21 protein-coding genes are annotated in these 22,572 nt (G+C 69.6%); 9 read left to right on the forward strand and 12 right to left on the reverse strand.

Features of this window, described 5'->3' with window-relative positions:
• Both ON31_RS33535 and ON31_RS33540 read left to right on the forward strand, forming a co-directional pair.
• A complete protein-coding gene (locus ON31_RS33535; protein WP_039819391.1) occupies positions 1-921 on the forward strand; it encodes a LysR family transcriptional regulator in 921 nt (306 codons plus the stop codon).
• Between the two features lie 106 nt (positions 922-1,027).
• Positions 1,028-1,780 (forward strand): SDR family oxidoreductase, encoded by a 753-nt coding sequence (locus tag ON31_RS33540; RefSeq protein WP_039819233.1) that lies wholly within the window; start codon positions 1,028-1,030, stop codon positions 1,778-1,780.
• A 6-nt stretch (positions 1,781-1,786) separates the two neighbouring features.
• Here the strand turns inward: ON31_RS33540 and ON31_RS33545 are convergent, their stop codons facing one another.
• From ON31_RS33545 to ON31_RS33555, 3 genes are read right to left on the reverse strand one after another with little or no spacing between them, the layout of a single operon-like run.
• A complete protein-coding gene (locus ON31_RS33545) occupies positions 1,787-2,596 on the reverse strand; it encodes an alpha/beta fold hydrolase (protein WP_039819392.1) in 810 nt (269 codons plus the stop codon).
• Positions 2,597-2,631: 35 nt separating this feature from the next.
• Positions 2,632-3,777 (reverse strand): FAD-dependent oxidoreductase, encoded by a 1,146-nt coding sequence (locus ON31_RS33550; protein WP_039819234.1) that lies wholly within the window; start codon positions 3,775-3,777, stop codon positions 2,632-2,634.
• Between the two features lie 18 nt (positions 3,778-3,795).
• The gene (locus tag ON31_RS33555; RefSeq protein WP_051038299.1) at positions 3,796-5,115 is read right to left on the reverse strand and encodes a carboxylesterase family protein; all 1,320 of its coding nucleotides are present in this window, start codon (positions 5,113-5,115) and stop codon (positions 3,796-3,798) included.
• A gap of 100 nt (positions 5,116-5,215) precedes the next feature.
• Between ON31_RS33555 and ON31_RS33560 the strand changes: the two genes are divergently transcribed.
• Positions 5,216-5,794, forward strand: coding sequence for a TetR-like C-terminal domain-containing protein (locus tag ON31_RS33560; protein WP_039819236.1), 579 nt, complete (start codon positions 5,216-5,218; stop codon positions 5,792-5,794).
• A 71-nt stretch (positions 5,795-5,865) separates the two neighbouring features.
• On the opposite strand, the gene ON31_RS33565 is transcribed toward ON31_RS33560, so the two are convergent.
• A complete protein-coding gene (locus ON31_RS33565; protein WP_039819237.1) occupies positions 5,866-7,041 on the reverse strand; it encodes a cytochrome P450 in 1,176 nt (391 codons plus the stop codon).
• An 86-nt stretch (positions 7,042-7,127) separates the two neighbouring features.
• Here ON31_RS33565 and ON31_RS33570 point away from each other — a divergent pair, with 86 nt between their 5' ends.
• Positions 7,128-7,691, forward strand: a complete 564-nt coding sequence (locus ON31_RS33570) for a TetR/AcrR family transcriptional regulator (RefSeq protein WP_039819238.1) — start codon at positions 7,128-7,130, stop codon at positions 7,689-7,691.
• On the opposite strand, the gene ON31_RS33575 is transcribed toward ON31_RS33570, so the two are convergent.
• From ON31_RS33575 to ON31_RS33590, 4 genes are all read right to left on the reverse strand, one after another.
• Positions 7,679-8,173: a VOC family protein gene (locus ON31_RS33575; protein ID WP_039819240.1), complete on the reverse strand. Its 495-nt coding sequence runs from the start codon at positions 8,171-8,173 to the stop codon at positions 7,679-7,681. The two genes, ON31_RS33570 and ON31_RS33575, sit on opposite strands and share 13 nt — an antisense overlap.
• A 54-nt stretch (positions 8,174-8,227) precedes the next feature.
• Positions 8,228-9,445 carry an RNA polymerase sigma factor gene (locus ON31_RS33580; RefSeq protein WP_039819241.1) on the reverse strand — a complete coding sequence of 406 codons (1,218 nt, stop codon included), beginning with the start codon at positions 9,443-9,445 and terminating at the stop codon, positions 8,228-8,230.
• A 1-nt stretch (position 9,446) separates the two neighbouring features.
• A complete protein-coding gene (locus ON31_RS33585) occupies positions 9,447-9,788 on the reverse strand; it encodes a YciI family protein (protein WP_039819242.1) in 342 nt (113 codons plus the stop codon).
• Between the two features lie 105 nt (positions 9,789-9,893).
• Positions 9,894-11,075 carry a cation:proton antiporter gene (locus ON31_RS33590; RefSeq protein WP_039819244.1) on the reverse strand — a complete coding sequence of 394 codons (1,182 nt, stop codon included), beginning with the start codon at positions 11,073-11,075 and terminating at the stop codon, positions 9,894-9,896.
• 533 nt (positions 11,076-11,608) lie between these two features.
• On the opposite strand from ON31_RS33590, the gene ON31_RS33595 reads away from it, so the two are divergent.
• Positions 11,609-13,264 (forward strand): S8 family peptidase, encoded by a 1,656-nt coding sequence (locus ON31_RS33595; RefSeq protein WP_039819245.1) that lies wholly within the window; start codon positions 11,609-11,611, stop codon positions 13,262-13,264.
• Positions 13,265-13,271: 7 nt separating this feature from the next.
• On the opposite strand, the gene ON31_RS33600 is transcribed toward ON31_RS33595, so the two are convergent.
• Positions 13,272-14,060, reverse strand: a complete 789-nt coding sequence (locus ON31_RS33600) for an IclR family transcriptional regulator (RefSeq protein WP_039819246.1) — start codon at positions 14,058-14,060, stop codon at positions 13,272-13,274.
• Positions 14,061-14,164: 104 nt separating this feature from the next.
• Here ON31_RS33600 and hutH point away from each other — a divergent pair, with 104 nt between their 5' ends.
• Genes hutH through ON31_RS33620 form a run of 4 tightly spaced genes read left to right on the forward strand, consistent with a single transcriptional unit; the run spans position 14,165 to position 19,866 of the window.
• Entirely contained in the window at positions 14,165-15,709 is a 1,545-nt protein-coding gene (hutH, locus tag ON31_RS33605; protein ID WP_039819393.1) for a histidine ammonia-lyase, read from the forward strand.
• Positions 15,706-17,355, forward strand: coding sequence for a urocanate hydratase (hutU, locus tag ON31_RS33610; protein ID WP_039819247.1), 1,650 nt, complete (start codon positions 15,706-15,708; stop codon positions 17,353-17,355). Before hutH ends, hutU begins: the two co-directional genes overlap by 4 nt.
• Positions 17,356-17,359: 4 nt before the next feature.
• Positions 17,360-18,574 carry an allantoate amidohydrolase gene (locus ON31_RS33615; protein ID WP_255222366.1) on the forward strand — a complete coding sequence of 405 codons (1,215 nt, stop codon included), beginning with the start codon at positions 17,360-17,362 and terminating at the stop codon, positions 18,572-18,574.
• Entirely contained in the window at positions 18,571-19,866 is a 1,296-nt protein-coding gene (locus ON31_RS33620; RefSeq protein ID WP_039819248.1) for a formimidoylglutamate deiminase, read from the forward strand. Before ON31_RS33615 ends, ON31_RS33620 begins: the two co-directional genes overlap by 4 nt.
• Here ON31_RS33620 and ON31_RS33625 read toward each other — a convergent pair.
• From ON31_RS33625 to ON31_RS33635, 3 genes are all read right to left on the reverse strand, one after another.
• Positions 19,863-20,675 carry a DUF4389 domain-containing protein gene (locus tag ON31_RS33625; RefSeq protein WP_051038263.1) on the reverse strand — a complete coding sequence of 271 codons (813 nt, stop codon included), beginning with the start codon at positions 20,673-20,675 and terminating at the stop codon, positions 19,863-19,865. The genes ON31_RS33620 and ON31_RS33625 overlap by 4 nt on opposite strands.
• 229 nt (positions 20,676-20,904) lie before the next feature.
• On the reverse strand, positions 20,905-21,570 hold the full coding sequence (locus ON31_RS33630) for an MspA family porin (protein WP_029931914.1): 666 nt from the start codon (positions 21,568-21,570) through the stop codon (positions 20,905-20,907).
• Between the two features lie 65 nt (positions 21,571-21,635).
• On the reverse strand, positions 21,636-22,274 hold the full coding sequence (locus tag ON31_RS33635; protein ID WP_029931915.1) for an MspA family porin: 639 nt from the start codon (positions 22,272-22,274) through the stop codon (positions 21,636-21,638).
• Between the last annotated feature and the right edge of the window lie 298 nt (positions 22,275-22,572).

Here is a 22,572-nt window from a genome sequence, read left to right on the forward strand (position 1 = left end):
ATGCTGAATACCGCGTTGTCGCCGCTCGGGGAGCCGCTGGATTCGCGGCGTTTGCAGCAATTTCTGTGTGTGGCGGAGGTCGCCAGCTTCAGTCGGGCCGCCGAGCGTCTGCATGTGAGTCAGCAGGCACTCAGCAGTTCGGTCGCCAAGTTGGAAGGGCAGCTGGGGGTGTCGCTGTTCGATCGGTCGGGTCGGCAGGTGCGGCTGACGGCGGCGGGGGAGGCGCTGCGGGCGGGCGCGTCGGTGTTGTTGGCGGCGGGGCAGGTCTTGGCGCGGCAGGTGCGGGATGCGGCGGTGGCGCAGCAGCGGCCGTTCGTGGTGGCGCATACGCCGGCCATCACCGGCGAGGAGGTGCACGGGGTGCTGGAGCCGGTGCGCGCGGGGATGCCGGAGTTGTCCGTGACGGCCATCCAGATGTTTCCGAAGGAGCTCGAAGCGGCGGTGCTGGACGGCCGGGTCGATCTGGCGCTGCGGCGGGGTACGACCGTGCCCGCCACCCTGGCCTCGGCGGTGATCGCGTATCACCCGCTGCGGATCGCCGTCGCGAGCGGACATCCGCTGGCCGGGCGCCGTACCGTCACCCTCGGTGAGCTGCGCACGGAACGAATCGTCGTGTGGGCTCCACCGGGTGCGTCGTTCTACACCGACTTCATTCTGAGCACCTGCCGCCGTGCGGGTTTCGAGCCCGCGCTGGTGGTCGATCGGATTCAGGGCACGACACCGGCGACGGCCGTGCTCGACTATCCGGATGCGGTCGCCTTCGTCACCGCGCCGCCCGGTTCGGCACTCGGCGATCGGGTGTGGATTGTCGAGATCGAGCATCCGCCGCTGGCTCCCGTGCAGGCCGTGTGGCTCCCGCACACTCGTTCGGCCATTCGCGATCTACTGACCACGGGCGATAACCCGCATACACGTGGCTAACAAGCAATATTTGTAGGTTCACCCAAATATTCTGTTTCTCATTTGTCAGTCCGACTCCTAGCGTCGGTACCGGAAGATCTCCGAAATCCGAACGAAGGACTTACCTATGAGCAACACGTTGGCAGGCAGGTCGGCGGTCGTCGCCGCGGGTGCGGAGAACCTCGGCGGACTGATCAGCAACTCCCTGGCGGAACGCGGCGCGAACGTACTGGTGCACTACAACAGCGCGAGCACCGAGGCCGAGGCCGACAAGACCGTCGCCGCTATCGAGGCACTCGGCCGCAAGGCGGTGAAGTTCCAGGCCGACCTCACCGTTCCGGCGAATGTGCGGCAGCTGTTCGACGCGGCCGTCGATGCCTTCGGCACCGTGGATGTCGCCGTCAACACCGTCGGCAAGGTGCTGCGTAAGCCGATCGTGGAAACCACCGAGGCCGAATATGATTCGATGTTCGACATCAACGCCAAGGCCGCCTACTTCTTCCTCCAGGAAGCCGGTAAGCGTCTGGCGGACGGCGGCCGGATCGTCACCGTCGTGACCTCGCTCCTGGCCGCCTTCACCGACGGCTACTCCACCTACGCCGGTGCCAAATCCCCCGTGGAGCACTTCACCCGCGCCGCGGCGAAAGAGTTCGCTGCCCGCGGCATCTCGGTCAACAATGTCGCCCCGGGGCCGATGGACACCCCCTTCTTCTATCCGCAGGAGACTCCGGAGCGGGTGGAGTTCCACAAGTCCCAGGCCATGGGCGGCCGCCTCACCCGCATCGAGGACATCGCCCCCCTGGTGGAATTCCTGGTCACCGACGGCGGTTGGATCACCGGCCAGACCATCTTCGCCAACGGCGGCTACACCACCCGCTGACCCGGGTCAGCGGGCCGGGATCGTCGCCACCAGGTCGAATACCTGCGCAGCGACCTGCTCGGGCAATTCGATTCCGGGGAAATGGGTCTCGCCGTCGAGGCGGGTATAGCTGAACCAGGGGTGGCGGCCGCGGAATTCCTCGTGGAGCGTGTCGTACGCGGCGGACTTGGGATGGGAGAACACGTGCCGGATGGGGCGCGGGTCGGTGAGGCGCTCCATCCGGCCCATCGGGGAGCTCCAGGTGGCGTAGGCGTTCTCGATGACCCGCCCGGCGCGCGCCCACATATCGAAGCCGTGGCCGCCGCTCTGATAGCGCACATGATCGAGGACGGCCTGGTTGGTGGTGTCGGCCAGCCAGGATCGCACCAGGGCGTCTCGCCCGGCCTTCCACTGTGCCGGATCCTGGATTCCACGCAGCGCCGCCAGGAATTCCGGCGGTGCGGGCGTCATGATCAGGTCGAGCAGCAGGGCGGCGGGAACACGTTCGGAACCCAATCGCTCGGCCATGTCGAGGGCCACCCAGCCGCCGTGTGCGTGCGAGACCGGCACGAACGATTCGACTTCCAGTGCGTCGAGCAGGCCGATGGTGTCGGAGGTCATCTCCTCCACCCCGAAATCGCCGACGGGGGTGCGGTCGGGTCCGTGACCGCGCCAGCAGACGCGGATGACCCGATGCCGCTCCCGCAGATACGGCACCATGCCGTCGAAGGCGCGGTGGTCGTGGCCCCAGCCGTTGAGCAGGACCAGGGCGGGGCCGGGCTCGTGGCCCTGATCGTCGAAGGCGATCTGGACGCCGTCGACGGTCATGGTGGTGATCATGGTGGTTCTCCTTCTGTCGGAAGCTGATCCGGCTACGCGGACACGCTGCTGGCCGGACGCATACGGGTCGCGGCCAGTTGGGATTCGGTGAAACCGGCGGTGCGCCCGGCCAGGCCGAGCAGTGGTGTGCGTACTGCGTCCGGGATAGCGTCGAGCAATCGCATGCGGTACGAGGTGCGTTGGGTCCGTTCGATATCCGGTCGCTGCGCGCGCTCCCAGTCGGGCAGCGCATCGGCCGGTGCGCCGGAAGGGCGGCTGACCGCGGCGGCGAGAGCGACGGCATTGACCATGGCGGTGCCGCCGCCCTGGCCCAGATACGGCGGCTGCGCGTGCGCCGCATCGCCGAGGAGTGCCACCCGTCCTCGCGACCAGCTGTCGAGTCGGACGAATTCGAAGTTGTCCCAGGGGATCAACGGTCCGTCGGCGGCCGCGAGCAGCGGTTCCAGTGTCGGAAAGTCGCGCATCCAGGAGGCGGTGTCGATACGTGCTCCGACGGTTCCCGCGTCGTCACGGTCGGCGACGAAGGCGAGATAGACCTGATCCGCCGTACACGGTGTGTAGAGCAGTCGGCGACGCCCGTGGAAGTACTCGTGGTGGTTGGCCCGGTCCGCGTGGGACAGTGCGGTGTCGGAGGCGGGCACCATGAGCCGCGCGGCCCCCTGCCGCAGGCGGAAGCGCCGGTAGCCGATGCCGAGGCGGTCTCGGAGGAACGAGTGCACCCCGTCCGCGACCACCACGAGGTCGGCTGTGACACCGGGTGCGTCGGCGAACTCGACGGTGCCGTCCGGATGGGCGGCCAGTGCGGTGGAGCCGGTGCACAATTCCACCCCCGCGCGTTCGGCCGCCCGCACCAGGGCCGCGATGAGCCGATCCCGCAGCAGCGTGTAGCAGCGCGGCTGTCCGGGGCCGTTGATGGCGATGCGATAGAGGGTGCGGTCGGTGTGTGAGCGGGCCTCGATGGCGGGTCCGACGTGTGCGCCCGCCGTCGCGTCCGTGAATGCGCCGACCTCCGACAGCGCGTGCAAGCCGTTGTCCCACACGTAGATTCCCGCACCGACGGTACGGATCTCGGGCTGACGCTCGTGCAGTCGTACCGTCCAGCCGCGGCGGGCCAGGGCGGCGGCGGTGGTCAGTCCGCCGATGCCGCCGCCGATCACCTCCGCGTGTTCGCTGTGCATTCGTGGGGCCTTTCGTGATCAAGGGAAGGGAAAGCAGGTGCGGGAGCCGACGGTGTGCGGTTGCCAGCGCAGTGGGTCGGCGGTGCCCGAGCGCACGAATTCGCCCCAGGCGCGGCGCATGGGCGCACCGAGGGTGTCGACCCGGTCGAAGGGGAGACCGCGCAGCATGGGCGCGTCGCGCCAGGCGTCGGCGTCACCGAGCAGTAGTGGCAGGTCGATGCAGTGGCAGGCGCCGAACGGCGCGTCCGGTGCCAGCGGTTCGACGCGGTAGCGGTGGACCACCGCACCGGCGGTGGTGAGCTCGTCGGCGAAGAGCCTGGCCGGTTCCTCGAAGACTCTGCGTCCCATCGCATTCGATACCGCCGCCGCGATCCGCCGCCCGACGGCGGGGACCCGGCGAACCGCCGCGAAGACCGGATGCGGGCCGTGGAAGGCGGCCATCTCGTGCTCGGTGTGGCCGATGATCACCCGCAGCGCCCGCGCCCGGTGTCGCACCTCATCGCGCCAGGCTTCCCGATCCGGCAGCGGGTCCACCCCGGCGATCGGCAGGAACGGTGGTGCGGCGTTGAGCCCGCCGGGTCCGGCCAGCGTCCGCACCGCCGCACCCTGTGCCCGCATGACGGCGTCGATCGGTGCGGTGCGCGGGTCTCCGTCGAGCCGGTCGAGTACCGCCCGACCCGCCCGTTCCGCGCGGTCGCGGTCGGGGAATGACAATCCCAGCGGTGCGCTCTGCAGGATGGCGCGGTGGAACAGTGACCGGGTACGCGGGATCCCCAGCAGTGCCGCGATGGACTGCCCGCCCGCGGATTGCCCTGCGACGGTGACATTCTCGGGATCGCCGCCGAAGTCCGCGATGGTGTCGCGGACCCATTCCAGCGCCGTGATCTGGTCGAGCAGGCCGAGGTTGCCCGGCGATACACCCGCCGCACGTAGATAACCCAGCGCACCGAGCCGGTAGTTGACGGCGACGACCGCGATCCCGGTCTCCCGCACCAGTCGCCGCGCGCCGTACCACGCCCATGCGCCGCTGCCGGACAGGTACGCCCCGCCGTGCAGCCAGACCAGCACGGGCAGTGTGCCCGGCTCGGCGTCGGCGGGGACGGTGACCGTCGCCGACAGGCAGTCCTCGGACCACGGCAGCGTCTCCGGTGCGCCCATAATCGCCTCCATGCGCGAAGGCGTCTGCGGCGCAATGGATACCGGACCCACCGGGTTGTCGGGCGGGCCGAGTCGACGGGGTGGTTCGAAACGCAGCGCGCGGGCGTAGCGCACGCCGCGGAAAACGGCTACACCGTCGGTGATCTCACCGCGCCAGCGGCCGGAGTGGGTAGTCGCCATCGACATGATTCCTCACTTCTATCGCAAGTTGACTTGCGATACGGCCACCGTAGGACGCCACCGACAGAAACGCAAGAGAACTTGCGATAAGGTTCCCGGCGTGAACAAGCCGAAGCCCCCGCAGCTGCGCGGCGTGAAGCTGCGGCGAGCGGTACTCGACGCGACCATCGCCCGGGTCGAGGCGGTGGGCATCGACCAGGTGCGCATCGCCGATGTGGCGGTCGCGGCGGGCGTGCACGAGACCTCCATCTATCGCCGCTGGAAGACCCTCGCCCGCCTACTCGCCGACGCGCTGGTCTCCCGCACCGCCGCCGAGGTCCCGATCCCCGACACCGGTTCGATCCGCGCCGATCTGGCGGAATTCGCCACCGCCCTGGCCCGTTTCGTGGCGACCCCCACCGGAACCGCCCTGGTGCGCGGAACCGTGGTGGCCGACGACGACCCCGAGGTCACCGCCATGCGCGAGGAGTACTGGCACCACCGCCTCACCGCCTCCGAGCAGATCGTGCGCCGCGCCCAGTCCAGAGGCGAGGTCGCGGCCACCGCCGACCCGCGCACGGTCGTGCTGTCGCTCGGCGGCCTGGTTCACATTCACGCCACTCACCTGGGCCGCGAGATATCGGCGGAGACGATTCGCGCCGCCGTCGACATGATCGTCGACGGCATCGCGGCATCGTGACCGGGGAGCCTCGGATACGCCTCAGTAGCCGAATCGAGCGGCGGGGCAGGCGCTTGCACCGCCCCGCTTCCTCACCAGGCCACGGGTAGTTCCAGGAGCCCCCCGGTGAGCACATTCGGCCGCGTCCGTAGTCGCTCGGGCTCCACCGCCAGCCGCATATTCGGAAAGCGCGGGATGAGCTGGGCGAACACCTCCTGCAATTCGATGCGGGCCAGTGGTGCGCCGAGGCAGTAGCGGGCGCCGTGTCCGAAGGTGAGATGTTGTGCCGCCGAACGTGTTACGTCCGTCCGTGCGGGTTCGGGGAACACCGTCGGGTCGTGGTTGGCCGCACCGTTGTCCAAGAGCACGAGCTCTCCCGCCTGGACGGTTGTGCCGTCGATCTCCAGGCTGGTTCGGGCGTACCGGGGGATGCCCCCGCCGCCCTTCGCGGGTGCCCGCAGTAGCTCCTCCACCGCGCCCTGGATCAGTTCGGGCTGCGTGAGCAAGGTCTGCCACTGGGTGCGGTCGGCCAGCAGATGTGCTGTACCCAAGCCTATCTGGACCACGGTGGTCTCGTGTCCGGCGAACAGCAGGGCCATGGACAGACTCGCGATCTCGGTATCGGGCACGCCCTCGGTGGCGCACAGCCGGGAGATCACGTCGTCGGCGGGGTTCGCGCGTTTGCGAGCGACCAGTCGCAGGCCGTAGTCGAACAGTGTCGCCAGTCCCTGCTCGGATCGGGCTCCGTCCACGGTGTCGGCGGCGGCCTGTGTCCAGGCGTGGAACCGGTCGCGGTCCTGGTAGGGCACCCCGAGCAGTTCGCAGATCACCAGAATGGGCAGCGGGAGCGCCACCGCCGCGTGCAGGTCGGCGGGTTGGCCCTGCTTCTCCAGTTCGTCCAGCAATTGCGTCGTCAGCTCGCTGACCCGGGGCCGTAGGGCGCGCATATGTGCGGGTGTGAAGTGCGGTCGCAGCAGGCCGCGCATACGGGCGTGATCGGCGCGCTCGGTGTCGAAATTGCCCAGTGGACCGCCGAACAGCGCCGAATGTCCGGTCCGCGCGGCCTTTTCGGGTTCCGGGTGGGCGCGGCCGAGGCGGTCGTCGTCCAGCAGCGCGCGCACCTGTGCGTGGTCGGTGACCAGCCACGCCTCGTCGCCGACCGCGGTGCGTACGCGGTGGATGGCCCCTCTGGACCGCAGGTCGAGCAGTTGCGGTACGGCGGCGAGAGCGTGCGGTTTCTCGAACGGCAGCTGCGGTAAGGGGTTCATGACTACTCCATAAGTACAAGCACTCTTGTATAAGACTACTTAAACAACGCTACTTGTATATTCTCTCCTTAACAAGAGGAGGTGGGATGACGGCCGTTCGCCGATTGCCGCGGGCGGAGCGCCGCGAGCAGATCCTCGCCGCGGCGACCCGGGTGTTCGCCCGGGGTGGTTACGCCGCAACGAGTTTGGACGATGTGGCGGCGGCGGCCGGGATCACCCACGTCATCGTCTACCGGCACTTCACCTCGAAGAACGAGCTCTACCGAGCCGTCCTCGACCGCGCCTGCGTCCACCTCGCCGAGACGGTCGGCGTCGACCACTACGACGAGGGTTCGGTGCCGGCGCTGCTGCGCGCCGCGGCCGCCGATCCGGACGGCTTCCGGCTGCTGTTCCGGCATGCCGTCCGGGAGCCGGAGTTCCGCGACGTCGTCGACGGCATCCGCACGGCCTCGGCCGATATCGCCGAGCGGCACCTGGCCGCGGCCATTCCGGAGGGGCCGTGGCGGGTGTGGGCCGTTCGGCTGGTTCCCACCCTCACTCTCGAAGCCGTGATCGCGTGGCTCGACGCGGGACAACCCGAACCCGACCACGCCGCCGAACGCATCGAGCGGGTGATCGGGTCGGTGGTGCAGGCTGCTCAGCCGGAGTGATCCGCGCTGTCCGGCGAACCGCTCAGCTCCGCCATGCGGCGCGTCATCTCCTCCGGCGCGACATCCTCGACGTGGGTAGCGATCGTCCAAGTGTGTCCGAAGGGGTCGGTGAGGTGGGCGTCGCGGTCGCCGTAGAACTGGTTCTGGGGTGGTCGGACCACGGTTGCGCCCAGTTCCGCCGCGCGGCGCACGGTGTCGTCGACATCGGCGACGTAGAGGAAGAGGAAGATCGGTGTGCCGGGCAGGCCCGCGGGCGGGGGCGCGGTAGTGCCGAACATCGGCGATTCGTCTTCGACGATGAGTACCGCGTCACCGATCTCGATCTCGGCGTGGGCGATACCGCCGTCCGGACCGGGGAAGCGCATGCGTTCGGTGGCCCCGAAGACCTCGGTGTAGAACTCGAGGGCCTTCGCGGCACCGGAGACCACCAGGGCCGGGGTGACGCGACGATAGGTGCTGGGGATCGGCTGAATTGTCGTCATATCCTCCAGACGATCGGTGCCGCCCGGAATGCGACAACGCCGGGATGGAATCCGTCATCCCCACTCCAGTCGTCGGTCGAGCAAGGATTGCTGGGCCGGGTTGGCGGTGAGTTCTCGGGCGCGTTCGTCGGCGGCTTGGGCGGCGGCGGTCTCACCGAGGGCGCGGTGCAGTTCGGCGCGGGTGGCGTGGAAGAGCGGGTAGCGGTCGAGCGCGGGGGCGAGCGGTTCGAGTTCGGTGAGGGCTCGGCGGGGGCCGTGCACATAGCTCGAGACGATGGTGCGGTGCAGGCGGGTGACCGGTGAGGGGGCCAGGAACAGCAGCATGTCGTAGAGGGCCAGCAGTTGCGGCCAGTCGGTGTCCGCCCAGGTGGGTGCCTCCGCGTGGCAGGCCACCAGTGCCGCCTGGAGTTGATACGGCCCGGGTCGGTGGCGGCGGGCGGCGCGGGTGAGCAGGGCGGTGGCGTCGGCGATGGCGCGGCGGTCCCAGCGGTCGCGATCCTGGTCGCGCAGCAGCACCAATCCGTCGGTGTCGAAGCGGGCGGGGGTGCGGGCCCGGTGTAGCCGGATCAGGGCCAGCAGTCCGGCGACCTCGGGTTCGGTGGGCATGAGTTCGGCCAGTAGCGCGGCCAGCCATTCCGCGTCCGCGGCCAGATCAGGCCGGTGCACCGCGTCAGCCGTAGAGGAGAGGTACGCCTCGTTGAACATCAGATAGATGACCGCCAGCACCTCGTCCAGCCGGGCCGGAAGGTCGTCCGCGTCCGGAATCCGGTAGGGGATGGCGGCTTCGGCGATCTTGCGTTTGGCGCGGGTCAGACGTCGCGCCACGGTGGGTTCCGGGACCAGGAAGGCCGCGGCGATCTGCGCGGTCGTCAGACCGCACACCACACGCAGGGTGAGCGCGATCTGCGCGGTGCGCGGCAGGGCCGGATGGCAGCAGGTGAAGATGAGCCGCAGCCGATCGTCGGGCTCGGCACGGACCGGCCATTGCACCTGCGCGAGCTTGGCGCGGTAGGTGCGCTCGCGGCGCAGGATATCGATCCCGCGCCGCCGCGCCACGGTCAGCAACCAGGCATCCGGATGGTCCGGAATGCCGGCGACGGGCCAGCGCCGCAGGGCGCTCTCCACCGCGTCCTGCACGAGATCCTCGGCCGCGCCCACATCCCCGAGCAGGGCGACCAGCGTGGCGGTCAGCCGCGCCGCGTGCTCGCGCAGCGTCCGCGCCAACTCCGCGTGCGAGGGGACGGCGTGGGGATCGGTGGTGGGCTGGCCCATCTCAGGATTCGATCGGCCTGATCTCGACGATCGGGCAGCCGGGCCAGGTCCGCACCATGGCCAGCGCCTCGTCGAGATCGGCCACGTCGATCTCGGTGTAGCCGCTGACCACCTCCTTGCCCTCCACGAACGGACCGTCGCTGATGATCGGTTCCGCGCCGCCGAGCCGCACGGTGGTGGCGGTCTCGGGGACACGCAGTTTCGAGCCGCCGCGGATCCGGTCGGCGTGCTCGGTCATCCACCGGCCGACCCGCTCGTAGGCGTGCTCACGCTCCGAGGGCGACATGGCTTCCAGCTCGGCGGCGAACTTCTCGTCCTCGATGAACAGCAGCACGTATTTCATCGATCCTCTTTCGTCGGCGGCCGGGTACGTCCCAGCCTCTACCCACCAGACGATCGGCACAACGCTGAGCACGACAACCGGACGGCACCGGTTTCGAGCGGTCCGTCAGGCGCTGACCCGCACCGGCGGCGTGAAGGTGCGCAGCAGTGGTTCCACCACGCGGGCGGCGATCGGTCCGAGCACGGCCATGAGTAGGACGTAGGTGGTCGCCAGGGCCGCGAATTCCGCCGGTACCGCACCGGCCGCGACCGCGAGTCCGGCGATGACGATGGAGAACTCCCCGTGCGCCACCAGCGCCGCACCCGCCCGTGCGCGGCCGTTGCGGGAGGCTCCGGCGCGGCGGGCGGCCCACCAGCCGGTGAAGAGTTTGGCGGCGGTGGTCACCACGGCCAACGCGACGGCCCAGCCGAGTACGGGCGGGATGCTGCTGGGGTCGGTGCTCAGCCCGAACAGGACGAAGAACAGCGCGGCGAAGAGATCGCGCAGCGGTTCCAGGAGTTTGGCGGCATTGTGCGCCGTCGATCCCGAGATCGCGATACCCAGCAGGAACGCGCCCACCGCGGCCGAGACCTGGAGCGCGGAGGCGACCCCGGCGATCAGCAGTGCCGCGCCCAGCAGTTTGAGCAGGAAGATCTCGCGAATATCGCTGTCCACGATCATGGATACGTAGCGGCCGTAGCGCAGTGCCACCACGAGCACCACGGTGACCGCCGCCAGCGCGATGGCGACCGACTGCAGCCCGGCGAGGAAGCCGATTCCGGCCAGCACCGCGGTGAGCACCGGCAGATATCCGGCCATGACGAGGTCCTCGAACACCAGGATCGACAGAATGGTCGGCGTCTCCCGGTTGCCGAGTCGGCCGAGGTCGTTGAGCACCTTGGCGACGATGCCGGAGGAGGAGATGTAGGTGACGCCCGCCATGGCCACCGCCCCGGTCACGCCCCAGCCCAGCCACAGCGCCACCAGCACGCCCGGGGTGGCGTTCAACACCAGGTCGACCACGCCCGCCGCCCAGGATCTGCGCATACCTGTGACGAGTTCGCTTGCGCTGTACTCCAATCCGAGCAGCAACAGCAGCAGCACCACGCCGATCTCGCTGGCGAGATGAATGAACTCGTCGATGTGGTCGAGTTCGACCAGCCCGCCGGTGCCGAATACCAGCCCGCCGATCAGGTACAGCGGGATCGGCGACATACCGATCCGCGCGGCCAGTCGTCCGAGCAGTCCCAATCCGAAAAAGACCGCGCCCAGTTGAATGAGTGCGAGCGCGGTTTCGTGTGCCACCATCTACTTTCAGCTATCCCGTCACAGTCATGGCGGCGGGTGGGGCATCAGCCGTTGTCGCGGAGTGTTCTCCGTCCAGACCTCCCGGCTCGCTCGATGGTAATGATTCCGTAAAGAAGTTAGTTTTGCAAACCGAACGCCCTGGTCGGCCACCGACTTCCGGCCAATGCCGACCGGTAGCCATCCTTTCCCCGCGCGGCAACGAATAGCGATCACCGCACGAATCACCTTGCTCCATAACGCATCTTCACGAAGGAGGAATACCTATGATCCCGCGCTTCATCGATGACGTCACCTCGGCAATCAACAACCTCCTCGCCTGGCTGCTGATCCCGTAGCCGCGCCGCCGCCCGGGGCAGTCGCCGCCCCGGGCGGTTCTCCCACCACGCCGGATACGTCCCCGACGCCCGGTAACGGACGCCCGGTAGCGACGGGGTCTCCGCCGCGAATCGAGTACTCGGGTACTCGGTACACCGCGATGTGCCGGGGATAGGTTCTACGGTGGGTCCGGGGTTGCAGGGCGAAAGGGAGTCATCATGCCTACCGCGAATTTCGGGACGAAGGACGAACCCGGTTTCGAACTCGAGCAGAGTCCGGATCTGATCGTGGTGCGCGCGCGGTACGGGCGCGGGGTGCCGTTGCAGGCGGGGTCGGTGCGCACGCCCGTCAGCGGGGTGCTCGAGGACGCGAGCCTCGTGCAGACCTACCCCGAGGCGGGGGTCGAGGTGTATCGCATTCCGCCCGGATCCCGGTCGGTCGAGGAACGCAAGACGCGGCTGAACGCCGCGCCCGAGGTGCGTTTCGCCGGACACGTGCTGGTGGATCCGGTCGGCGACGAACCCGTGCTGTACACCGAGAACATCTTCGTGAAGTTCGTCGACGAGGCGGATCCACGCGACTGCGAGGCCGTGCTGCGCGAGGCCGGGCTGTCGATCAAACAGCGGGTGGACTACGCCGAGAACGCCTACTTCGCCGCCGCGCCGGAAGGTACCGGACAGCGAACCTTCGATATCGCGAACACACTGCTGCGCCGCGCCGACGTCATCTACTCCCACCCCGAACTCATTCGCCGCCGCGCCCGCAAGGCCGTCTTTCCCCCACAGTGGCATCTGCGCACCACCGTCATCGGCGGGGTCACCGTGGACGCGCACGCGAATGTCGAAGCGGCCCATGCCATCACCCGCGGCTCCGGCGCGATTGTGGCCGTCGTCGACGACGGCGTGGACATCGACCATCCGGAATTCGCCGGTACCGGCAAGGTGGTCGCCCCGCGCGACGCCACCCTGCGCACCGACGATCCGCGACCGAAGGACCCGTTCGGCACCGGTCCCGACTTCGGCGACAATCACGGCACCGCCTGCGCGGGCGTGGCCTGCGCCAATGGCGCGCTCGGTGCGTCCGGGGTGGCTCCCGACGCGGCCCTCATGCCGATTCGCCTGGCCTCGGGTCTCGGTTCCCAGGCGGAGGCGCAGGCGTTCCAGTGGGCGGCCGATCACGGCGCGGACGTCATCTCGTGCAGCTGGGGCCCGGCCGACGGCCTGTGGTTCCGGCCCGACGATCCGGCCCATCAGCGCGTGGTGCCCATGCCCGCCAGCACCCGGCTCGCCATCGACTACGTGATCACCAAGGGTCGCGGCGGCAAGGGCTGCGTCATCTGCTTCGCCGCGGGCAACGGCAACGAGTCCGTCGACAACGACGGCTACGCCAGCCACCCGTCCGTGATCGCCGTCGCGGCCTGCAACGACACCGGAAAACGCAGCGTCTACAGCGATTTCGGCAAGGCCGTGTGGTGTGCCTTCCCCAGCAACGATTTCGGCCACGCCCCCTTCGGCCATCCCGACCCCCTCACCCCGGGCATCTGGACCGTCGACCGTCGCGGCACGGACGGCTACAACCCGGGCGATCCCGAATGGGGCGATGCCGCAGGACATTTCACCAACAGTTTCGGCGGCACCTCGAGCGCCTGCCCGGGTGCGGCCGGCGTCGCGGCCCTGGTGCTGTCGGTGCGTCCGGAGCTGACCTGGCGGCAGGTCAAAGATCTGCTCCAGGGCTCCTGCGATCGCATCGACAGTTCCGGCGGCGGATACGACGCGGCGGGCCACAGTGCCAGGTACGGCTTCGGCAGGCTCAACGCGCTGGCCGCGGTGCAGGCCGCCCAGGCGGCGGTACCCGATCCGGTTCCGGTGGTCTGAACCGCGTTCACCCGGCCGGAGCACGGCCGCCGATGGCGGCGGTCACGGCCGCGGCGGCGGTGCGCAGCGGGGCGGCCAGCTCCGGCCAGGTGTGACCGCATTCGATCGCCTCGTCCGGGCAGTGGTGGCGCAGCGTGAGCCCGAGGGCGGCGATGGGTCGCCCGCCGTGATCGAACACCGCGTGGGCGACGGTGGCGAAACCCGGCGTGATGTAGCCGTCCTCGACCGCCCAGCCGCGTGCGGCCTCCACGCGCAGCAGGTGGCGCAGCGCCCGCAGCTCGCGCGGGCCTCGGGAGGTGCGCATGGGAAACGCGGCCGGGCCCGGAAAGAGCGCGCGCACGTGTTTCGGCGTCAGATGCCCGAGGATGGCCCGCCCGGTGGCGGTGAGATGGGCGGGCAGGCGCACCCCCACATCGGTGACCAGGGTCTGCGGGCGCGGCGGTCGCTGCTCGATGAGGTACAGCGACTCGTTGCCGTGCAGGACGCCGAGGTGCCCGGTGCAGCCGACCGCGTCCACCACACCGCGCAGCAGCGGAGCCGCCACCCGCTCGAGCGGATCGTGCCGCAGGTAGGCCGAACCGATCTCGAACGCGCCGATACCGAGCCCGTATTTGCGCTCGGCCGCCAGATAGGCCACGTACCCGGCCGCCTGCAACTCGTTGAGCAGCTGATACGTGGACGAGCGGGGGATGTCGAGCTCGCGGGCGATCACCGCGGCGGGCACCGGATGCGGCCGCTGCGCGAGCAGTCCGAGGATGCGCAGACCGCGCCGCAGCGCCGGAATATCACCGCTCATCCGCCATCACCTCACCCGTCCGCGGTCCATTCTGTCTGAAATACCAGACAAAACCCGGCCCGGGGTGCTCGATCGCGACGGCCCGAGGCGCTGGAATGGTGCCCATGACGATCGGAATCCAGCGGGTGCTGGTGAGCGCGAACCCTGTGACGCGATCGGAGGTGGTGGCGGTCGCGCGGCACGGCGCGCGTGTGGAACTCGCCGAACCGGATCTGGCTCACCTGGCGAAGGTGCGCGGCCATATCGACGAGCTGGCGCACGGGGAACGGCCGGTATACGGCGTGTCCACCGGCTTCGGCGCGCTGGCCCTGCGGCATATCCCGCCGGACCGGCGCACCGACCTGCAACGCTCGCTCATCCGCTCCCATGCCGCGGGCGCGGGCACGCCGGTGGAGGCGGAGGTGGTGCGGGCCATGATGCTGCTGCGCCTGCGCACCCTCATGTCCGGGCACACCGGCGTGCGGCCGGAGACCGCGCGGGCGTTGGCGGCGCTGCTGGACAGCGGCCTGATTCCGGTGGTGCCGGAATACGGTTCGCTGGGCTGCTCCGGTGATCTGGCCCCGCTCGCGGCCGTGGCGCTGGCGCTCATGGGTGAGGGCTCGGTGCACGGTCCGGACGGCCCGCGCCCCATGGCCGAGGCCAGCGCCGCGGCCGGGCTCACCCCGCTGGTGCTGGCGGAGAAGGAGGGGCTGGCGCTGACCAACGGCACCGACGGCATGCTCGGCATGCTGGTGCTGGCCATCGACGATCTGCACCGACTGTTCGATGTGGCCGATCTGACGGCCGCCATGAGCGTGGAGGCGCAGTTGGGCACCGATCGGGTGTTCGCCGCCGACCTCCAGGGCTTGCGCCCGCATCCCGGGCAGGCCGTGTCCGCGGCGAATATGCGTGCGGCGCTCGCCGATTCGGCGATCGTCGCCAGCCACCGCGGCGACGACTGCCCGCGCGTGCAGGACGCCTACTCGCTGCGCTGTGCCCCGCAGGTGCACGGCGCGGCGCGCGACACCCTGGCGTACGCGGAGACCGTGGCCGAGCGGGAACTGCGCGCAGCCGTCGACAATCCGGTGGTGCTCGACGACGGCCGGGTGGAGTCCAACGGCAACTTCCACGGCGCACCGGTCGCGTATGTACTGGACTTCCTGGCCATCGCCATCGCGGATGTGGCGTCCATCGCCGAGCGTCGCACCGACCGCATGCTCGATGTGCATCGCTCGCACGGCCTGCCGCCGTTCCTGGCCGACGACCCGGGCGTCGACTCCGGCTACATGATCGCCCAGTACACCCAGGCCGGGGTGGTGTCGGAGCTGAAGCGCTGCGCGGCTCCCGCCTCGGTGGATTCCATTCCGTCCAGTGCCATGCAGGAGGACCATGTGTCCATGGGCTGGGCGGCCGCACGCAAGCTGCGCCGCGCCGTGGACGGGCTGACCACCGTGCTGGCCATCGAATTGCTCACCGCCGCACGAGCGCTCGACCTGCGCGCGCCGCTGCGGCCCGCACCCGTGACCGGCGCGGTGCGGGATCTACTGCGCACCCACGTACCCGGGCCGGGCCCGGATCGCCATCTCGCTCCGGATATCGCCGCGGCGGTGGAGCTGATCCGAACCGGTGCGGTCGATCGCATTCTCGACGAGGGGATTTCGAACTCATGAGCAGGACCATTCGCGCCGCCCGCGGCGGCGAACTCACCGCGCGCACCTGGCAGGCCGAGGCGGCGCTGCGCATGCTGCACAACAACCTCGATCCCGAGGTCGCCGAACGCCCTCAGGATCTCGTCGTCTACGGCGGCACCGGCAAGGCGGCCCGGGACTGGGCCAGTTTCGACGCCATCGGCCGCTGTCTGACCGATCTGGGCGCGGACGAGACGCTGCTGGTGCAGTCGGGCAAGCCGGTCGGTGTGCTGCGCACCCATGAATGGGCGCCCCGGGTGCTCATCGCGAACTCCAATCTCGTGCCGGACTGGGCGACGTGGCCGGAGTTCCGGCGGCTCGAGTCCATGGGGCTCACCATGTACGGCCAGATGACGGCCGGATCCTGGATCTACATCGGCACCCAGGGCATCCTGCAGGGCACCTACGAGACCTTCGCGGCCGTGGCGGCCAAGCGCTTCGGCGGCAGCCTGGCCGGAACCCTCACCGTCACAGCGGGTCTGGGCGGCATGGGCGGTGCGCAGCCGCTGGCCGTCACCATGAACGACGGTGTGGCGCTGTGCATCGAATGCAATCCGGCGCACGCGCAGCGGCGGGTGGAGACGCGCTACCTCGACGAGATCGCCGCCGACCTCGACGATGCGCTGGACCGGGTGCTGGCCGCCAAACGCGAGCGGCGGCCGCTGTCGGTCGCCGTCATCGGCAATGCCGCCGAGGTGCTGCCGGAGCTGCTGCGCCGCGAGATCGAGGTGGACGTGGTCACCGACCAGACCTCGGCACACGACCCGCTCACCTATCTGCCGATCGGGGTGGCGCTCGAGGACTGGGACGACTACGCGGCGCGCAAGCCCGACGAATTCACCCGCCGCGCCCGCGAATCCATGGCCGCCCACGTCGGCGCGATGGTGGGCTTCCTGGATCGCGGCGCGGAGGTGTTCGACTACGGGAACTCGATTCGGGGCGAGGCGCAGCTCGCCGGTTACGAGCGCGCCTTCGACTTCCCGGGCTTCGTACCCGCCTACATCCGCCCGCTGTTCTGCGAGGGCAAGGGACCGTTCCGCTGGGTGGCGCTCTCCGGCGATCCGGCCGATATCGCCGCCACCGACCGCGCCATCCTGGAACTGTTCCCGCACAACGAATCCCTGGCCCGCTGGATTCGCCTGGCGGGGGAGCGGGTGGAGTTCCAGGGGCTGCCCGCCCGCATCTGCTGGCTCGGCTACGGCGAACGGCACCTGGCCGGACTGCGCTTCAACGAGATGGTGGCCAGCGGCGAGGTGTCCGCGCCCATCGTGATCGGCCGCGACCACCTGGACTGCGGTTCGGTGGCCTCGCCGTACCGCGAGACCGAGGCCATGGCCGACGGCTCCGACGCCATCGCCGACTGGCCGCTGCTCAATGCTCTGGTCAACACCGCCTCCGGCGCGAGCTGGGTGTCCATTCACCACGGCGGCGGCGTGGGCATGGGCCGGTCCATCCATGCCGGACAGGTCACCGTCGCGGACGGCACCGAACTCGCCGCGCAGAAGATCGAGCGGGTGCTGAGCAACGACCCCGGGATGGGCGTGCTGCGTCACGTGGACGCCGGCTACCCGGAGGCCGACGAGGTGGCGCGCGCCCGCGATGTACGAATCCCGCTGTGGGAGCGGTGATCCGGTGAGCGTGCAGACGCCCGCGGCCAACACCCTGCTGGCCGAGATCGAACGGATCGGCGCGGACGCCGTGCGCGGTGGCTATTCGCGGCATGTCTTCACCGCCGCCGACGGCGCACTGCGCGAGTGGTTCACCGCCGCCGCCCGGGCGCGCGGCCTGGCGGTGCACACCGATCGCAACGCCAACCTGTGGGCCTGGTTCGGCACACCCGGACCGGATGCCGTGGTCACCGGCAGCCACCTGGACTCGGTCCCGGGCGGCGGGGCCTACGACGGTCCGCTGGGTGTGGTGAGCGCGCTGGCCGCCGTCGATCTGCTGCGCGCACAGGGATTCACACCGCGACGTCCGCTCGCCATCGTGGTGTTCGCCGAGGAGGAGGGCGGCCGCTTCGGGGTACCGTGCCTGGGTTCTCGGCTGCTCACCGGCACCTTGGCCGCCCCGGAGGCGCTGGCCCTGCGCGATGCCGACGGCACCACCTTCGCCGAGGCCGCCCGCGCCGCCGGAGCGTGCCCGGAGCACTTCGGCCGCGACGACGAAACCCTCGGCCGCATAGGAACATTCGTGGAACTGCACGTGGAGCAGGGTCGCGGCCTGGTGCACCTGGACGCGCCACTGGCCGTGGGCAGCAATATCATTCCGCACGGGCGCTGGCGGTTCCGTTTCACCGGACAGGGCAACCACGCCGGCACCACGCTCATGTCCGACCGCCGCGATCCCATGGTGGCCGCGGCCCAACTGGTGCTGGCGGTGCGGCGGTGCGCGGCGGCCGTACCGGAGGCCCGGGCCACCGTGGGGCGGCTGACGCCGACCCCGGGCGGTACCAACGTGATCGCGTCCCAGGTCGACGTCTGGTTGGACGCGCGACTGCCCGAACCGGGCAGTGTGCGCGATCTGGTCGCGGAGATCACCGCCGCGGCCGGCGCGGCGGCCGAACTCGAGGGTTGCGCGGTCGAGGTGCGCGAGCAGTCCTTCGAGGGCACCGCCGATTTCGATCCGGCCCTGCGGGATCGGATCGGCGCGCTGCTCGGCGGCGCGCCGATCCTGCCGACCGGAGCCGGGCACGATGCCGCGGTGCTGGCCCCCTTCGTGCCCACGGCGATGCTCTACGTGCGCAACCCCACCGGTATCAGCCACGCGCCGGAGGAGTTCGCCGAACCCGCCGATATCGATTACGGGACAGTGGAACTGGCTCGCGTGCTGCGGAGCCTCGCCGCATGACCGCGTACTGGTGCGAGCGGGCGTGGCTGCCCGACGGCGTCGCGGACGGCGTGCGCGTCGAGGTGGCCGACGGCGTCATCACCGCGGTGTCCACCGGCGCGCCGCGCGCCGGGACGGTGCTGTCCGGCCTGGTGGTGCCCGGCTTCGCGAACACCCACTCGCACGCCTTCCACCGTGCTCTGCGCGGGCGCACCCATGACGATCGTGGCAGCTTCTGGACCTGGCGCGACCGCATGTACGCGCTGGCCGAACGGCTGCAACCGGATTCCTACTACCGGCTGGCCCGTGCGGTGTACGCGGAGATGGTGTCGGCGGGCTACACCAGCGTCGCCGAATTCCACTACCTGCACCATCCCGGTGGCGGGCAGCGCTACGCCGATCCCAACGAGTTCTCCCACGCGCTGGTCGCCGCGGCCGTCGACGCCGGAATCCGGTTGACCCTGCTCGATGTGTGCTACCTGGCGGGCGGCTTCGAGCAGCCCACCGCCGGTGCGCAGCGGCGGTTCGACGACGGCGATGCCGACGCCTGGGCGCGACGCGTCGAATCCTTCCGTCCGGCAGCCGGTCTCGTCGTCACCGGAGCCGCGATTCATTCCGTGCGGGCCGTCCCGGTCGACCAGCTGCCCACCGTGGTGGCCGCAGCCGCGGACCGCCCGTTGCACGTGCATCTCTCCGAACAGCCACGCGAGAACGCGGAATGTCGCCAACGCTACGGGTGCACTCCTACGCAACTGCTGGCCTCGGCCGGTGCGTGGACGCCCCGTTCGGTGGCCGTCCACGCCACCCATCTGGAACCCGCCGACATCACCGCGCTGGCGGGGAGCTGGGTATGCCTGTGTCCCAGTACGGAATCCGATCTGGGCGACGGTATCGGCCCCGCACGGCGGCTCGCGGACGCCGGGGTGCGGCTGTGCCTGGGCAGCGATTCGAACGCGGTGGTCGATCCGTGGTTCGAAACCCGGGCGCTGGAATGGCACGAACGCCTGGCCGCCGGTCGCCGAGGCCGCTTCGAGCCCGTGGAACTGCTGTCCGCCGCGACCGGGCACGCCGCCTCGGGCTGGTTCGGACCGGGGGAGATCGCACCCGGGCGGGAGGCCGACCTGGTGGTCGTCGATACCGGCTCACCGCGTACGGCCGGTGCGGATGGCGCTGGAACCCTGTACGCCGCAACCGCTTCCGATGTCACCGATGTGATGGTCGCGGGCCGGTGGGTGGTCCGTGGGCGAGTGCACCGCGACATCACCGATATCGCGGCAGCACTCGCCACCGAAATCGCCGCGCTGACGACCTAGTCGGCCTGTGACGTGTCGACCGTATCGGTGTCGTCGTAGCTGGGCTGGGCGACGGACTGGCCGATGCTGGCCAGAATGCCCAGCACCAGAATGACGATGAGCAGGATCTTGCCGCCCTGCGAAACCCACAGCGGTCGGGTGGGGGAGGCGGCCGGCGGCTGCGCGGCGGCCAGCACCGGATCGGTGGGCTGGGTGCCGTCACCGAAGGGCCCCTTCAGATAGGTGGGGGTGAGCAGATAGGCGTAGGCGCTGGTGCGCAGTTGCGTGCGGATCACGGCGGCGGTGGCCTCGAACACCGGCTGCGGCATGCGGCCGGTGATGAGGACGATGAGCCAGATGAAGAAGGCGATGACCGTCCACCCGGTGGTCAGCCAGCTGGCGAAGATCAGGATCGGGATGGCGAGGATCAGGCGGAACAGCACCGCCAGCCGGTTGAGTTCGGTCGGCGGGTGGAACAGGACGCGGACCGGATAGTCGGCCGGATTCCAGGCGAAGGGCGGGTAGGCGTCCACCAGCAGCATGCCGTAGCCGTAGACCCGAGTGGTGTAGGAGAAGTAGCCACGCAGAAACTCCGTGCACCAGTCGGGCAGGCGGCCGAGGACGAGCGCGCCGAACCAGCCGCAGATCACGACGACGATCGCGGCCAGCCCCAGGAACCAGACGACAATGGCCTGCGGAATGATCAGCAGCAGGCGCAGTAGCACGGTGAGGCGTGAATGCTGTTCCGGTGGAAAGATATCCAGATCGACAGTGGGTTCCTTGACCGGAACCCCGGTCTCGGGGGCGGGATAGTTTTCGGGGCCAGTCATGAGGGGACCTCCCGGGTCGACGTAGTCGGTGCGTTCTTCGATTCAGGCGAATGTAGCCCAGAATTCGCTAGCGAGGGTGGTGTGAAACCCCCGGACGCCTCCGAGTGACGCTGCCATGGTCTCATCCGAGAGCCGCCGGTGCTACCTCGATTTCGATGGGACCGCAGGCACGGCCGCGGTCCCGCCCGTGGGATTCGGGTGGGGCCGCGGCCGCACCTGGGCCGTCCGGTCAGCCGAGGCTGAACGGCTGGCCCCACAGGCGCAGCTCGGAACGGCCGAACTTGGTGGTCACCTCGACGCCGACGAAGGCGCGGGCCTGGGCGTATCCGGCGCAGCCGGACAGGCCGAGCGTGGAGTCCTTCCAGTTCACCGACGCCTGCTGCTCGGTGAACTTGAAGCCGCGCAGGTAGCTCTTCTCGCCGTAGGCATCCGGGCCCTCGAGGTCGAGCAGCCAGAAGGTGGACGCCTGGCCGGGGCCCAGCGTCAGGTTGCCGCCGGTGCTGACGCCGCCGCTGCCCTTGCCCTCCCAGGTGGTGGCGGCGTTCGCGCCACCGGTGCCATTGCCGCCGCTGATGTCGACCTGGCAGCCGACCACGTAGCCGGGGTAGATCTTCGAGTACTTGTGCTCGCCGTGGATCTCCACCTCGGCCCGGCCGGACGCCCACACATTGCGGTGCAGCGGAGTGGCACCCATGGACGGGTTGATGTTGACCGACTCGTTCACCAGGCGGATGGTGACGGCGGTGCCGTCGGGCAGCGTCTGGGTGATCTCACCGCCGGGCAGCGGGATGAAGGTGTCGGCGTGTGCGGCACCCGGGGAGAACAGGCCCAGCGCGACGGTGGCGGTCGCCGCGACACCGGCCAGGCGGGCGGCGGCTTTCTTCAGGATGGTCATGATGATGTCTCTTTCGGAGCGTGAATGCTGTTCAGCACGAGGGGGATCGACGAAGACGGCCGGTGTCAGCCGATGCTGAACGGAGCCCCGTAGAGGGTGGTCTTCGAGTAGTTGGTGCCGATGATCTCGACCACGGTGTAGGCGCGCGCCTGCGCGTATCCGGCGCAGCCCTGGATCTGGAGTTCCACATCCTTGTAGCTGACGTGGTACTGGCCCGCCTCGACGATGTCGAAGCCCTCGACGCCGACGAACTTGACCTCGCCCGGGCCGATCTTCACCGAGATGGAGCCACCGGCGTTCATGCCGGTGGTGGTGATGCCACCGGAGACGCCGGCGGAGATGGCGTTGTCGGCGATGCTGACCTGGCAGCCGATGATGTAGCCGGTGTTGATGCGCGAGGAGCCGTGCGTGGAGGAGTTGTTGGTACCCGGCGCACCGCTGCCGCCGACGAAGGGCTTGGGGTCGCCCTTGGGGGTCTCGGTCACGTCGGCGAGCACGGTGCCGCTCACCCAGGCCACGCGTCCGGCGCCGTTGGCTGCCATGGACGGCGAGATCAGGGCGCTCTCCGCGACCCGCTTGATGGTCACGCCGGGTCCGACCGTCTCACCGTCCGGCAGCGGGACGAAGGTGTCGGCGGTCGCCGTACCGCTGGCCAGCCCGAGGGCGGCGGTTGCCAGCGCGGAGGCAGCAAGGAGTTTTCGCATCGTGGGGGTTTCCTCATCAGGTGGGGGAATCGAATCGCGTTCTCGGACAACTCGCAGCGACCGGGAACCGACTCGCGTCTAGCAGTGGGAAGGACTACCACCACCAGCACCGGGAATAGGGCTCGTACGGTGTACAAATATGGGATGTATCACAGTGCTGCTGTGAAAGAGCCTGGTGGGCAAGCAAGTTCGCTAAGACTGGAAGGATTCGCCGTACCGGTCCTCGATATCCGCGCGGCTGGACAAAGCCCCCGGTTCGTAGGTTAGGCTAACCTCGCTTGTTGTGACCGGAGTCGTT

The organism is Nocardia otitidiscaviarum NBRC 14405 (assembly GCF_000308635.1).
Taxonomy (GTDB): Bacteria; Actinomycetota; Actinomycetes; order Mycobacteriales; family Mycobacteriaceae; genus Nocardia; species Nocardia otitidiscaviarum.

What these genes read in the sequence shown, in the direction of transcription:
- ON31_RS33535 (WP_039819391.1), top strand. Translation starts at nt 1, where the DNA reads ATGCTGAATACCGCGTTGTCGCCGCTCGGGGAGCCGCTGGATTCGCGG.
- ON31_RS33540 (WP_039819233.1), top strand. Translation starts at nt 1,028, where the DNA reads ATGAGCAACACGTTGGCAGGCAGGTCGGCGGTCGTCGCCGCGGGTGCG.
- ON31_RS33550 (WP_039819234.1), bottom strand. Translation starts at nt 3,777, where the DNA reads ATGCACAGCGAACACGCGGAGGTGATCGGCGGCGGCATCGGCGGACTG.
- ON31_RS33555 (WP_051038299.1), bottom strand. Translation starts at nt 5,115, where the DNA reads ATGGCGACTACCCACTCCGGCCGCTGGCGCGGTGAGATCACCGACGGT.
- ON31_RS33565 (WP_039819237.1), bottom strand. Translation starts at nt 7,041, where the DNA reads ATGAACCCCTTACCGCAGCTGCCGTTCGAGAAACCGCACGCTCTCGCC.
- ON31_RS33570 (WP_039819238.1), top strand. Translation starts at nt 7,128, where the DNA reads ATGACGGCCGTTCGCCGATTGCCGCGGGCGGAGCGCCGCGAGCAGATC.
- ON31_RS33575 (WP_039819240.1), bottom strand. Translation starts at nt 8,173, where the DNA reads ATGACGACAATTCAGCCGATCCCCAGCACCTATCGTCGCGTCACCCCG.
- ON31_RS33580 (WP_039819241.1), bottom strand. Translation starts at nt 9,445, where the DNA reads ATGGGCCAGCCCACCACCGATCCCCACGCCGTCCCCTCGCACGCGGAG.
- ON31_RS33585 (WP_039819242.1), bottom strand. Translation starts at nt 9,788, where the DNA reads ATGAAATACGTGCTGCTGTTCATCGAGGACGAGAAGTTCGCCGCCGAG.
- ON31_RS33590 (WP_039819244.1), bottom strand. Translation starts at nt 11,075, where the DNA reads ATGGTGGCACACGAAACCGCGCTCGCACTCATTCAACTGGGCGCGGTC.
- ON31_RS33595 (WP_039819245.1), top strand. Translation starts at nt 11,609, where the DNA reads ATGCCTACCGCGAATTTCGGGACGAAGGACGAACCCGGTTTCGAACTC.
- ON31_RS33600 (WP_039819246.1), bottom strand. Translation starts at nt 14,060, where the DNA reads ATGAGCGGTGATATTCCGGCGCTGCGGCGCGGTCTGCGCATCCTCGGA.
- hutH (WP_039819393.1), top strand. Translation starts at nt 14,165, where the DNA reads ATGACGATCGGAATCCAGCGGGTGCTGGTGAGCGCGAACCCTGTGACG.
- hutU (WP_039819247.1), top strand. Translation starts at nt 15,706, where the DNA reads ATGAGCAGGACCATTCGCGCCGCCCGCGGCGGCGAACTCACCGCGCGC.
- ON31_RS33620 (WP_039819248.1), top strand. Translation starts at nt 18,571, where the DNA reads ATGACCGCGTACTGGTGCGAGCGGGCGTGGCTGCCCGACGGCGTCGCG.
- ON31_RS33625 (WP_051038263.1), bottom strand. Translation starts at nt 20,675, where the DNA reads ATGACTGGCCCCGAAAACTATCCCGCCCCCGAGACCGGGGTTCCGGTC.
- ON31_RS33630 (WP_029931914.1), bottom strand. Translation starts at nt 21,570, where the DNA reads ATGACCATCCTGAAGAAAGCCGCCGCCCGCCTGGCCGGTGTCGCGGCG.
- ON31_RS33635 (WP_029931915.1), bottom strand. Translation starts at nt 22,274, where the DNA reads ATGCGAAAACTCCTTGCTGCCTCCGCGCTGGCAACCGCCGCCCTCGGG.